The organism is Chlorobium sp. KB01 (assembly GCF_001975465.1).
Classification (GTDB): domain Bacteria; phylum Bacteroidota; class Chlorobiia; order Chlorobiales; family Chlorobiaceae; genus Chlorobium.
Genome location: NZ_MPJE01000068.1, coordinates 74,200 through 87,720, shown reverse-complemented (window position 1 = coordinate 87,720; position 13,521 = coordinate 74,200). Strand labels below are relative to the sequence as shown.

8 protein-coding genes are annotated in these 13,521 nt (G+C 52.0%); 2 read left to right on the top strand and 6 right to left on the bottom strand.

What is annotated here, in order from left to right:
- Positions 1-269 precede the first annotated feature (269 nt).
- From acs to rsmI, 5 genes are all read right to left on the bottom strand, one after another.
- Complete coding sequence (gene acs, locus BOO20_RS07615; RefSeq protein WP_076791795.1) at positions 270-2,273, bottom strand: acetate--CoA ligase; 2,004 nt, start codon at positions 2,271-2,273, stop codon at positions 270-272.
- Positions 2,274-2,460: 187 nt separating this feature from the next.
- Positions 2,461-4,890, bottom strand: coding sequence for a leucine--tRNA ligase (leuS, locus tag BOO20_RS07610; RefSeq protein ID WP_076791794.1), 2,430 nt, complete (start codon positions 4,888-4,890; stop codon positions 2,461-2,463).
- A gap of 135 nt (positions 4,891-5,025) precedes the next feature.
- Positions 5,026-7,221 carry a polyribonucleotide nucleotidyltransferase gene (locus BOO20_RS07605; RefSeq protein ID WP_076791792.1) on the bottom strand — a complete coding sequence of 732 codons (2,196 nt, stop codon included), beginning with the start codon at positions 7,219-7,221 and terminating at the stop codon, positions 5,026-5,028.
- A 315-nt stretch (positions 7,222-7,536) separates the two neighbouring features.
- Entirely contained in the window at positions 7,537-8,388 is an 852-nt protein-coding gene (gene panC / locus BOO20_RS07600; protein WP_076791791.1) for a pantoate--beta-alanine ligase, read from the bottom strand.
- The gene (rsmI, locus tag BOO20_RS07595) at positions 8,372-9,106 is read right to left on the bottom strand and encodes a 16S rRNA (cytidine(1402)-2'-O)-methyltransferase (RefSeq protein ID WP_076791789.1); all 735 of its coding nucleotides are present in this window, start codon (positions 9,104-9,106) and stop codon (positions 8,372-8,374) included. The genes panC and rsmI overlap by 17 nt, the downstream gene beginning before the upstream one ends.
- A gap of 134 nt (positions 9,107-9,240) precedes the next feature.
- Between rsmI and BOO20_RS07590 the strand changes: the two genes are divergently transcribed.
- Entirely contained in the window at positions 9,241-10,224 is a 984-nt protein-coding gene (locus BOO20_RS07590) for an ABC transporter ATP-binding protein (RefSeq protein WP_076791788.1), read from the top strand.
- Complete coding sequence (sppA, locus tag BOO20_RS07585; RefSeq protein WP_076791786.1) at positions 10,217-12,025, top strand: signal peptide peptidase SppA; 1,809 nt, start codon at positions 10,217-10,219, stop codon at positions 12,023-12,025. Before BOO20_RS07590 ends, sppA begins: the two co-directional genes overlap by 8 nt.
- Before the next feature lie 75 nt (positions 12,026-12,100).
- Here sppA and BOO20_RS07580 read toward each other — a convergent pair whose 3' ends face one another.
- A complete protein-coding gene (locus BOO20_RS07580) occupies positions 12,101-13,408 on the bottom strand; it encodes a DcaP family trimeric outer membrane transporter (protein ID WP_076791803.1) in 1,308 nt (435 codons plus the stop codon).
- Positions 13,409-13,521: the final 113 nt, after the last annotated feature.

Genomic DNA, 13,521 nt, shown 5'->3' with positions numbered 1-13,521 from the left:
CGGACAAAGTTGATTGATTTTTTTTAAAATAATGCGACATCTTTGTTGACATATTCCGAGAGTGGACTTTGTGGACAACCAGTGGACTGGAGTGGACAGTCCCAAAACAAAGGCAACAGCGTCTGTTTTATCCCTCTTCAGCTCTTGTCCACTTATGTCCATTTCTGTCCACCATTTCTTCGTCCACTGAAGTACACTTTCTTTTAAAAAACGCGAAAAGCGCAGGGTGAGCTGCGCTTTTCGTATGGTTTACAATCCTGCAGAAGGAATCAGTCCTCTTCCGATCCGCGAAGGTTTTCCAGTACACCGAAATCCTCAAGCGTGGTGATATCTCCCTTGATCTCATTGCTGGTTGCAAGTTCACGGAGGAGACGGCGCATGATTTTACCGCTTCTGGTTTTCGGAAGACCTTTGGCCCATCTGATCTCATCAGGTTTTGCAATAGGTCCGATCTCCTTGGCTACGTGGTTGCGGAGCGCTTCACGGAGCTTCATGTCGCCGACATACTCGTCTTTCAGCGTTACGAAGGCTACCAGGGCGTTACCCTTGATCTCATCCGGACGGCTGACAACAGCGGCTTCCGCCACAGCTTCGTAGGAGACAAGTGCGCTTTCAACCTCGCTTGTGCCAAGGCGGTGGCCCGAAACGTTAACCACATCATCAACACGTCCCATGATCCAGATGTAGCCGTCATCATCCTTGCGGGCGCCGTCACCGGTAAAGTACATGCCTGGGAACTCCGACCAGTAGGTTTTTTCGTAGCGTTCGTTATCGTTGTATATGGTACGGAGCATTGAAGGCCATGGCTTTTTGATAACGAGGTATCCGCCTTCGTTGGCCTTGCACGGGGTTCCGTCCTTGTGGACAACATCGACGGCAATGCCGGGGAGCGGACGGGTTGCCGTGCCGGGTTTGGTCGGTGTTGCACCGGGAAGCGGAGAGACCATGATGCCGCCGGTCTCTGTCTGCCACCAGGTATCGACAATCGGGCATCTCTCCTGTCCGACCACCTTGTGGTACCACATCCAGACGTCGGGATTGATGGGTTCGCCGACGCTGCCGAGAAGTCGGAGTGAGCTGAGGTTGTGTTTGGTGACCCACTCGTTTCCGGCGCGGATGAATGCACGGATAGCGGTTGGTGCGGTGTAGAGGATGGTAACTTTGTGGCGGTTGATGATATCCCAGAACCGGTCCCACTGAGGATAGTTCGGAGCACCTTCATACATAAGCATGGTAGCTCCGTTGAGCAGCGGACCGTAAGCCATATAGCTGTGTCCGGTAATCCAGCCTACATCGGCCGTACACCAGTAAATATCCTCATCCTTGATATCAAAAACGTATTTGAAGGAGCTTGCCGCATGCACCATGTATCCGGCGGTGGTGTGCAGGATACCTTTCGGTTTTCCGGTTGAACCGCTGGTGTAGAGCACAAAGAGCGGGTGTTCGGAATCGACCTCGACCGGTTCACATTCGTCGGAAGCAAGACCCATGAGATCGTGCCACCAATGGTCCATGCCGTCGTGCATGTTGATGGTCTCTCCGGTGACTTTGAGTACGATTACGCTGCGGACCGAAGGCGTGTTGACAATCGCTTCATCCACGATATTTTTCAGATTGATGGATCCGCCGCGGCGTCTGGTACCGTCTGCGCAGATGACCATCCTGGCTCGGGAGTCATTGACCCGCTCGGTGATGGCGTGAGCCGAGAAACCGGCGAAAATAACGTTATGGACAGCTCCGACACGTGCACAGGCCAGAACGGCAATGACCAGTTCGGGAACCATGCCCATGTAGATGGCAACCCTGTCACCGGGTCTGATACCGGCTATTTTGAGTACGTTTGCAAATTTGCTGACCTGGCGATGCAGTTCGCCGTAGGTAAGCACACGCTGGTCACCTTCCTCGCCCTCCCAGATAATGGCGGCCTTGTTCTTTCTCCAGCTGTTGACATGGACATCAAGGGCATTGTAGCAGATATTGGTTTTGCCACCGTTAAACCATTTGGCATAAGGGCTGTTCCACTCCAGTACGCTCTCCCATTTTTTAAACCAGTGAAACTGCTCGGCAATTTCTCCCCAGTATGCATCAGGATCAGCATCAGCCGCAGCGTAGAGCTTTTCATACTCCGCCATTGACTTGACATGGGCATTTTTCGAAAACTCTGCAGGGGGCGGAAATTTCCGTTTTTCAGAGAGCACGGAGCTGATCGAATCGTTTGCAGAAGACGAGGTCACGGTGTTCTGTGAGCTTGGTGTTGTTTCGTCTGTAGCCATTGATACCAGATTTTATGTGTTGAAAAAAGAAATATACCCCCGTTAAAGGTATGTCAGGAACATGGAAAATAACCGGTTAAAGCGGAGAATAAAAAGCCGTATGACGAGTTTTTCTATTTCACGCTGAATTCTACATAAAAATTTTCTCCCTGCCAATATCTCCGGGCAGTTCACTTTTTCCGCTCGCTTATTTCACTGCAAAATTGACCAGCTTGTCCGGGACAACAATTTCGCGGACAATACTCTTTCCCTCAAGAAATTTAATGACCGATTCAACCTTCAGAGCCTCTTCAAGGAGCAATGCTTTCGGACTTTTTGCCGGAGCCAGGAAGGTGCCTCTCAGTTTTCCGTTGATCTGCACGGCAATAGTCAATACCGAATCTTCAACAAGCTCCGGACGATATGAAGGGAAGCGAGCCTTGCTGATGGAGCTGCTGTGACCGGCAGCTTCCCAGAGCTCTTCGGTAATGTGAGGAGCGTAAGGGGCAAGCAGGATGAGCAGGGTTTCCACAGCTTCGCGATTCCGGCATCCGGTCTTGTGCAGCTCGTTGACGAAGACCATCATTTCGGATATGGCGGTGTTGAACTTCAGGTTTTCGGTATCCTCGCCGACTTTCCTGATGGTTTTATGCATCTTCCTCAGCAGCTCTTCCGGCATCGGATCTTCTGACAGCTTTGCAGCAGGGCTCTCTTCATCCCGATCGGAATCGGAGTGGAAGAGTCGCCAGACTTTGGAGAGAAAACGGCTGATCCCTTCAATGCCGTTGGTGTTCCAGGGTTTTACCTGCTCAAGAGGCCCGAGAAACATCTCGTAGAGACGAACGGCATCGGCACCGTAGCGCTCAAGAACATGGTCTGCCGGGATGACGTTGCCCCGTGATTTCGACATCTTCTCATTATCTTCACCGAGTATCATACCCTGGTTGAAGAGTTTTCTGAAGGGCTCCCGGGTGCTTACGACGCCAAGATCAAAGAGTACCTTGTGCCAGAATCGGGCGTAGAGGAGATGCAGAACAGCATGTTCCGCTCCTCCGATATAGAGATCGACATTCATCCAGTAGCGCTCCTTTTCCGGGTCAATCAGTGTATTGGTGTTTGCAGGATCAATGAAGCGCAGATAGTACCAGCAGCTGCCGGCCCACTGGGGCATGGTATTGGTCTCACGCCGGAAATCGCCGAATTCATCACTTCCAAGGAGCCACTCCGCAATATTGGCAAGGGGAGACTCTCCGGTTGATGAGGGGTGGTAGGCTTCAACTTCGGGAAGAACGAGTGGAAGCGTGGTTTCCGTCCGAAGTGTTCCGTCTGCGTAGTGCTTGATCGGGATCGGTTCACCCCAGTATCGCTGCCGGCTGAATATCCAGTCGCGGAGCTTGTAGTTAACTTTTCGTGCACCAAGATTTTTCGATTCAAGCCATGAGGCCATGCATTCAAAAGCCTCCCTGAAGGGGAGCCCGTCGATTGATATTTCACTGTTTGACGAGTTGACCGGGATGCTGTTTTTCTCTTCAAATACCTTCTCCTCTACGTTATGAGGACTTTTGATTACCTCAATGATCGGGAGGTTGTACTGTTTGGCGAACTCCCAGTCCCGCTGGTCGTGTGCCGGAACCGACATGATCGCCCCGGTACCGTAGCTTGTCAGGACAAAGTCGGAGATCCAGACCGGAAGCGGCTCATTGGTTGCAGGGTTTATGGCATAGGAGCCGGTAAAGACACCGGTTTTCTCTTTCTGCAGGCCAGTGCGCTCGAGTTCAGTTTTCAGTTTTGCCTGCCGGATGTACTCTTTCACTGCCACGAGTTGCGGAGCGGTTGCAAGTTTTTCTGCAAGAGGATGCTCGGGAGAGATAACCAGATAGGTTGCGCCGAAAAGGGTATCAGGACGTGTGGTGTAGACCTTGAGTTTGCTTTTGTGGCAGCGGAGTTCAAAGTCAATCTCGACACCTTCAGATCGACCGATCCAGTTGCGCTGCATCTGTTTGACGTTTTCCGGCCAATCCACTTCATCGAGATCGGCGATCAGGCGTTCGGCGTAAGCGGTGATTTTAAGTACCCACTGCCGCAGGGGACGACGGATAACGGTGTAGCCATCGGCAATTTTTTCTTCAACCTCTTCATTGGCAAGAACGGTTTTAAGCTCTTCGCACCAGTTGACGTCAACTTCAGACATATAGGCAAGCCCCATCTCATAGAGCCGGAGAAAAATCCACTGTGTCCATTTGAAGTATCCAGGATCGGTTGTGTTTATCTCCCTGGACCAGTCGTAGGAGAAGCCCATTGCCTGCAGGGTCTCCTTGAAGCTTCTGATATTCTGTTCGGTTGTTATTCTCGGGTGGGTGCCTGTTTTGATGGCAAACTGTTCTGCCGGAAGGCCGAAAGCATCCCACCCCATCGGGTGCAGTACATTGAAGCCGCAGCTCCTTTTGTAGCGGGCGGTTATATCCGAGGCGGTGTACCCTTCCAGATGGCCGACATGGAGTCCTGAGCCGCTGGGGTAGGGAAACATATCGAGCACATAGTATTTTGGTTTATCGGCAGTTTCTGCGGTTTTAAAGCTCTCCTGCTCTTGCCAGTATGCCTGCCATTTCTTTTCTGTTTTTGAAAAATCGTACTTCATGGTGTTACGGATGAATGAGATCCCTGTCATACATAAACAGAGGTCAAGAAAGCGAACTCTCCCATAATTATGAACGGGAGGGATAAAAAAAAGCAGTGCAGATTTGGCTGCACTGCTTTTTCAGTGTTGTCATGTTCAGTCGTTTGCAGCGACAGGCTCCTGTACTGCTTCCGGTTCGTTCTCCACAGCTTTTATGGAGAGTGCAAATCGGGTTTTTCCGGTCCGGGGATCCTTCCGGACATCGACCAGTTTTACCTTGATCTTGTCACCGATATTCAGGTGGTCGCTGACTTTATTGACCCGTTCGGTTGATGATATCTCCGAGATGTGGACCAGTCCGTCAGTTTTTGGCAGGAACTCAACAAAAGCGCCGAGCTCGTCACGGATGTCGCGCACCTTACCGAGGTATACGGTGCCGACTTCCGGTTTGGCAAGCAGGGTTTTGATGGTGGCGAGCGCTGCATTGGTGCCCTCTTCGCTTGTGCAGGCAATGGTGACGGTTCCGTCATCATCAATGTTGATCTGTGCTCCGGTCTCTTCGGTGATGCTGCGGATGGTCTCTCCGCCCTTGCCGATAATCATGCCGATCGATTCAACCGGCACCTTGATGGTGGTGAGGCGCGGTGCGAACCGGGCCAGCTCTTCGCGTGACTCAGGAATAGCGTCATCCATTTTATCGAGAATGTGCAGTCGTCCTTTGCGTGCCTGCTCAAGCGCAGTTTCGAGAACATGGTAGTCAAGTCCGTCGATTTTGATGTCCATCTGGCAGGCCGTGATCCCATCCCTGGTGCCGGTTACCTTGAAATCCATGTCGCCGAGGTGATCTTCGTTGCCGAGAATGTCGGAGAGAACAGCATAGGCTGATCCTTCCTTGATCAGTCCCATGGCGATGCCGGATACCGGTTTTCTGATAGGAACGCCGCCGTCCATCAGGGCAAGTGTGCCGCCGCAGACCGATGCCATTGATGAAGAGCCGTTGGATTCAAGAATGTCCGAAACAATACGGATAGTATAGGGGAACTCCTGTTCGGTAGGGGCAACCATTTTAATGGCGCGCTCGGCAAGGTTTCCGTGGCCGATTTCGCGGCGCCCGGTGCTTCCGATTCTTCCGGTTTCGCCGACCGAGAAAGGAGGGAAGTTGTAGTGAAGCATGAACTTCTTGTCGGCGCTGTTGGTCAGGTTGTCCACTGACTGTGCATCTTTTTTGGTGCCGAGTGTGATGGTGACAAGCGCCTGGGTTTCGCCTCTGGTGAAGAGTGCCGAACCGTGGGCTCTCGGAATGATGCCGAGTTCAATCGATATCGGGCGGACCTCTTCAAGGGTTCTTCCGTCAAGGCGTTTGGAGTCGTCAAGAATCATGTGACGCATCACCTTCTTTTCAACCGAGTGGATCTCCTCTTCAATGATATGTTCGTTCAGGCAGAGTGCTTTTGCCGGATCGGCTGCTATATCTTCACTGCTGATTGAGGATTTGAATTTTTCAACGATGGTCTGTATGGTTTCGCGGTAGATGTGTGCCGTCTGGTCGGCACGATCTTCCTTTCTGAGCGGGGTGTAGGCAAGCTCTTTCAGGCGGTTTTCGCATGTCGAGCGAACCGCTTCGGTAAGCTCGGCAGAAACCTGCACCGGCACAAAAGGACGGTCCGGTTTTCCGACTGCAGCGGCAATCTCATCCTGGAGTGCGCAGAGTCTCTTGATAGCATCGTGACCGAATTTGATGGCGTCAAGCATTTCTGCTTCTGAAATCTCCTGCATCTCGCCCTCAAGCATGCAGATCGTGTCTTTCGTTCCGCCGATACAGATATCGAGGTCGCTCTCGGCCAGTTCGTTGACATCCGGGTTGATGATGAACTTGCCGTTGATTCTGCCGACGCGTACTTCACTCATCGCGTTGCTGAAGGGAATATCGGAGACCATGATGGCGGCTGATGCGGCAATGCCGCCGAGAACATCGCCGTCATTGATCTGATCGGAGGAGATGACCGTTATAATGATCTGTGTTTCGTAGAGGTAGCCGTCAGGAAAGAGGGGTCTGAGAGCCCGGTCGATAAGCCGTGCAGAGAGTACCTCTTTTTCGGAAGGGCGGGTTTCGCGTTTGAAAAAGCCACCCGGAAATTTGCCGGCAGCAGAATATTTCTCACGGTATTCAACCTGAAGGGGAAAGTAGTCCTGGTTTGGCGGAGGAGTTTTTTTGCTTGACACAACCGTTGCAAGCACCATGGTGTCGCCAAGGCGGACAACGGTTGCTCCGTCAGCCTGCTTGGCCATTTTACCGGTTTCGATAGAGAGTATCTTTCCCAGGCCGAGATCAATTTCTTTGTTGATAATCATGTAAATCGTGTGATAGTAGTGAAAAAAAATCTTTCGGGTAAGGCCCCGTTATAAATCTGTTCCGCAATTCGATTGCTTCGTTGGCCGGTGCTCGAAATCCTCATGTACTCCGTGTACATTCCGGTTTCTGCGCTCCGTCTGTCTCGCCCTCGAACCGCTCATTACGATTTATAGGGGGCCTTGTAAATGTAAGCTGTTCATTCCCGGCCTTACCCAGTGCAGACTTAGGCATGTTATCAGAAGGCTGTCAGTGAATACGTTTTTAAATATAGCACAAAAAAGTTGTTTCCGGTAACGTTGAAGCGTACGCTTCAGCTATGCATGGATTCTCCCGTTATCAATCAGTCGGACGGTTCCTGCCCATGCAGCAATCAGCAGCCGGTACTCCTTTCCCTTCCAGGCGGTTTCAGCCGGTTCAAACCCTTCTTCATCAACAAATTCAACATAATCCGCACGAAAGCCGGGGGTTAAGGAGATCATCTCCCTGATCTCTGCGGCAATGGTATGCAGTTTTGTTTCACCCTCGGCAACCCGCTTTTCGGCATGAAGGATTCCTCTGTGGAGAATGGCCGCATCACGGCGTTCCTCACTTGTAAGGTAGATGTTTCTGGAACTTACCGCCAGGCCGTTTTCCTCCCTGATGACGGGGGCTCCGACAATCTTGATGTCAAGATTGAGATCGCCTGCCAATGTTCGTATAATTGCGAGCTGCTGCGCATCTTTTTCGCCGAAAACAGCGACATGCGGTTTTGTGATATTGAAGAGTTTGGTGACAACGGTAGCGACACCGTTGAAAAGGTCCGGTCTCTTCTCACCCTCGAACCGTTTGGCGAGGGGGCCGCACTGAACCGTTGTTGAAAAGTTTTCGGGGTAGATGGTTTCTGCTTGCGGTGCAAAGAGGTAGTCGACTCCGGCAGCTTTGGCAAGAGCGACATCCTTCTCGAAAGGCCTCGGATAGCGGTGAAGGTCTTCGTTCAGTCCGAACTGACGGGGGTTGACAAAAATCGTAAGAATGACGGTGCCCGCACACTCCTGTGCGAGTTTCACCAGACTCAGATGTCCTTCATGCAGTGCTCCCATGGTCATGACCACACCGACAAGCTGCCGGTTGAGGCGAAGCTTTTCGGCTATGAGCTGCATCTGGGCGGGTTCAGTAATGATCTGCATGGTGCTCTTCTGATTTGTTTGATTTTTTGTCTGCGGGGTGAACAATAACGACAAACTCCCCCCGTCTCTTTGCATCGGTCAGGTGGAGGCGGATCTCTTCAATAGTTCCGGTGATATACTCTTCATGTATTTTTGTCATTTCGCGTCCGATAAAAATCCGGGCATCCTCCATGACCTTTTCAATCTCGTCAAGCAGTTTCATGATTCTGAACGGAGACTCGTAGAGGACAATCGAAACATGGAGCCCGGCAAGCTGTTCAAGCCGGGTTTTACGCCCTTTTTTATGCGGAAGAAATCCGGCGAAAAAAAAGTTGTTGACCGGGAGCGGGCATACCGACAGAGCGGCGGTTACAGCGCTCGGGCCGGGAATCGGAATGACCTTGAATCCTCTCTGGTGAAGGGCTTGCAGCATGGCGTATCCGGGGTCGCTGATCACGGGTGTGCCGGCATCGGTGGTAAGTGCGACATCAGTGCCCTCTTCAAGCAGGGCGATAATCTGCCCGATAGCCCGCAGCTCATTGTAGTTATGGTAACTGATGAGCTTTTTGCCTGAAATCTCAAGATTTTTAAGCAGAATTGATGCCCGGCGAGTATCTTCACAGGCGATAGCGTCACACTGCTGCAGTGTTTTAACCGCTCTCAGGGTAATATCTTCGAGATTTCCGAGAGGAGTGGCAACAACGTAAAGTGTTCCGCTATGTAGCTGTTCTGATGGCAAGTGTAGAGATGCTTGAAACGAGGATTTTTATTGTTCTGATCGAGCCCCGCAATTAATAGATAGCGAGCTCACTGGTAGATTCACATTGCTTTTAGTATAATAATAAAAATACGATAAACAGCGTTCAGTCAAAGATGAAGCTTCCACGGCGGTTACTCTCGGTCAACGATCTGAGGGTGCAATTTTTTCAGAGTCAGAGCGGGGGATTTGGTAAACCCCTGCCGATCAAGGTGGTTAACGGGGTCTCTTTTGATGTTTTTGAGGGGGAGACACTCGGACTGGTCGGAGAGTCCGGTTGTGGTAAAACAACGCTCGGGAGGGCTCTGATTCGCCTCGGTCATGCCGCAGTATCGGGCAGGATCATGTTTGACGACCGGGAGATATCCTTGATCAGCAACAGTGAGTTCCGGACGCTGCGCAAGGAGATCCAGATGATCTTTCAGGATCCGTTCGGATCACTCAATCCCCGCTTGACCGTCGGGCAGATGCTTGGTGAGGTTCTCGCTGTCCATAATATTGCCCGCAAAGAGAGTGCCCGAAAGAGAATTGAGGAGCTGCTTGATGTTGTGGGTTTGCAGCGGGAGTATTTCAATCGCTATCCCCATGAGTTTTCAGGCGGGCAGCGTCAGCGGCTCGGTATTGCCCGGGCGCTTGCGGTTAATCCGAAATTCATTATCTGTGATGAGCCGGTCTCGGCGCTTGATGTTTCAATTCAGTCGCAGATCATCAATCTGCTTAAAGATCTTCAGCGGGAGCTGGGGCTGACCTATCTCTTCATTGCCCACGATCTGTCGGTTGTTGAATATATTTCCGACCGGGTTGCGGTCATGTATCTCGGCAAAATAGTTGAAATTGCCCGATCCGGCGAGCTCTATGCCAATCCGAAACATCCCTATACCCGGGCACTTCTTTCGGCAATTCCCTCTCCGGATCTCGGCGGGAAAAAAGAGCGGATTATTCTGAAGGGTGATCTGCCCGGACCAATGCATATCCCTTCAGGGTGCAGTTTTCATCCGCGTTGTCCCGTTGCCATGCCGGAGTGCCGGCAGAAGGAGCCGCTGCTTAAGGAGCTTGATAACAGTGATGGCCATCAGGTAAGTTGCCTCTTGTATGAATAGTTCGCCAGAGAAAAATCGGGGATGCCGGCGTAAAAGCTGCCTTGTGCTCACTCTTGTGCCATTGCTGCTTATAGTCGTTCTGTTTTGTTTGTTCCGCTCTTCACATACACTGCCTGACCGTTTTGTGCTGAACCTTCAGCTTTCAGGTGATCTCAGCGAGATACAGGGTGAAAGCAGCACTCTTCCGTTTCTCTCTTCCAGGGAGCCGCTCTCACTGCAGGATCTGCTCTTTATTCTTGATCATGCCGCGGCTGATGAGCGTGTCAAAGAGCTGCTGCTTGAAATCGGAGGCTTGCACGCCTCACCGGCAAAAATCAGCGAGTTGCGAAGCTCGATTGAAAAGGTGCGTTCAAGGGGTAAAAAAGTCACCGCTTTCCTGAGCTCTCCGGAGGACAGTGATTATCTGCTTGCTTCGGCATGCGACGCTATTGTAATGGAACGGGGAGGCTATCTGCTGCTTGACGGATTGAAAGCCGAAACGCTTTTTTATACCACACCGCTTGGAAAGATCGGTATCAGGTTTCAGGCAGCTCAGTGGAAGCAGTACAAGAGCGGTATCGAACCTTTTACAAGAACCGGGGCGAGCCGCGAGTATTTTGAACAGATCGGCGGGCTGCTTGATGAGGTCTATGATGATTACCTTGGTTATGCATCCCGGCGGCGCGGAATCAGCCGCGATTCACTCAGCGGGATTATTGACCGGATTGCCCTGATCTCCGATTCCAGGGCCAAAACTCTCGGACTGGTGGACTCTGCAGCTTCGAGCTGGGAGTTGAAGCGTGCCCTGAACAGAAAAATAACAGGCAAAGAGCCGACCGGAGAGAACGATGCCCTGGTCTCCGGTGGAGAGTATCGTTCTGCTGTTGATTGGCCGATGAAGGGGGCGGGTGATGAGCGTATTGCCCTGATAACCCTTTCCGGTCCGATTGTTCGCACTGCGGGTGAAAGCGCTCTCGGTATGGGAGAGGGTGTTGATGTGGAGAGTTTGCGGCACTCGCTTGATGCGGCCCTTGATGACAAAAAGGTCAAGGCTCTTGTACTGCGCATTGACAGCCCCGGCGGCGATGCGCTTGCATCGGCGGAGATTCTCCAGATGCTTGACTCTGCTGCCGTAAAAAAACCGCTTGTGGTCTCCATGTCGGGTGTGGCTGCTTCAGGCGGCTATATGGCGGCTCTTGCAGGGAAAACGGTTTTCGCTTCGCCGCTTACCATTACCGGTTCCATCGGTGTTTATGCGCTCAAGCCCGAGATCAGTGCTCTTGTTGCAAAAACAGGTCTTGGTCGTGATGTGGTGACCAGGGGGCGTCTGGCTGATGCCAATAGCCCGTTCAAACCGCTTGATAAGGAGGCCTACCGGAAATTTGTGGCAGCTTCAGGTGAGATCTATGATGATTTTATAGGAAAAGTTGCACGCTCAAGGAGGATGCCGCTGACGGCGGTTGACAGCGTTGCCGGGGGACGTGTCTGGAGCGGAACCAGGGCCCTGAAGGCGGGTCTGGTTGACCGTACAGGAGGTTTGTTTGATGCCATTCATGCAGCCCGGCTTCTTGCAAAGATGGATATGAGCAAAAACCCCCGGATCATTCTCTATCCCGAACAGAAGAGCTGGATCGAAATGCTCGTACAGGGAAACCGTGCCGGGCTCCCGGGCATGATCGGTGCGGCATTTAAAAAACAACTCATGCAGGAGTTCCTTCCCGTCCGCCATCTCTCCTCAATTGCGGCGTTCTATGATAGGCTGATGCTCTCGGGCAGGGTGCATATGATGGCGATGATGCCCTCAGAGATTATTATTGAATAGGAGAGATAATTGCTCACTACAAGTAATAGCGAGGCTTTTGCTGAAGTCCCTCCCTCCCCGACAAACACTCTTTCTCTAAAATTTGTAGGTCAGGGAGCTCTGTGCACGCAGGGCATCGGCCGTGCCTGAGTTCAGATATCCGGTCCGCCACTCTGAAAGCTGAATGCCAAGAATAAGGTCCGGTGTGATTTTATTGATGATGTTGGCGAAAATGGTTCCGTTCACTTTTCTGCCCCCTGCGGGAAGGTCACTATCCCTGGGGTCGTCAATACCTCCGCCCATATTGATGGTGACAGATGGAGAGGGTGTGTACCTGACGGCGCCCCATCCTCCACTGGAACGAATCTCCCTCACTGTTGCGGTGTTGACTCCCTGACCGATACCGCCGAAATAGTCGTCAAGGTTGGTACCGGTAAAGTATTCACCGGCCAGTGTCAGTTTCCGGTTTACCGGCATGGATAGCTCAACACTGCATGACCATGAGTCAAGCGTTTGATGCGTTCCTGTTTTATCGGTGTCCCACTCCTCCTCTGCGTAGTGGCCCGAGAGCGCAACGGTTGCCGGCTGATCAGCCACCAGAACCGGTCCCGACCAGGCGATGCGGCCCTGGATGGCCGGAATTGCTGCATCCTTTCCCGGATCGGTGTTCCATGAATCGGCAAGCGTGTTTGCCTCTCCGATCGTTCTTGCTACGGCTGCGGTGAGTTCCACATGACCTTTTTCGCCGGCAGAAAATCCTTTGGTCAGCCGGAACTGTGGATGACGGGAGCCGATATTGCCGCCGCTCCACATCAGCGCGGGGTCATCCACAAATGGAATAAGCGATGAGTTGACATCCCACGTCTGACCGGCAAGAATGCTGAAATCCGATGCCGGCCAGTATGCCTTCAGCCAGCCGTGACGGAGTCGGGGATTCTGGTTGTTTTCCGTTCCTCCGCCAAAAAAGTCCATTTCGATGTTGCCCGTGAGTTTTATGCCTTTCGTATCCGGACCGCTCAGGTTTATGCCGATTCGTGTTGCACCCGCAGTCATATTCCACTCCCCGTCATTGTTGTTCAGATTCTCTGGACGAACCCACATGGCGGTATTGCCGGGATTGATTTTTCCGGAATCGTATGCGCCGTCGAGGCGGGCAAATCCGTAGAGCTGCACCTTTGCTCCGGAAGCAGACGATACGGTAAGGGGAGTGCTTGTTACAGGTTTTTCTGACGTTGGAACACTGCTCTTTACGAGAGCCTTCAGCTCGGCAAGCTCACGCTCAAGACGGTTGATGCGGGCCTCTATGGCAGTTGTACTCCCTGAAGGTTCTGCGGCCAGGCCGGGTGCGGCGGAAAAAAGTATACCGGCAAGCAGTGCATACCGGAAAGTTCCCCTTGCGTTCATGATCATGCTCCCTGTTACTGAGATTAAGGATGTCAATTGGCTATTGAATTGAATCGGTAATATAGAGAGCGGGGAGGCAATATTCAATTGAGGTTTATGGAGTTAACGAGGGT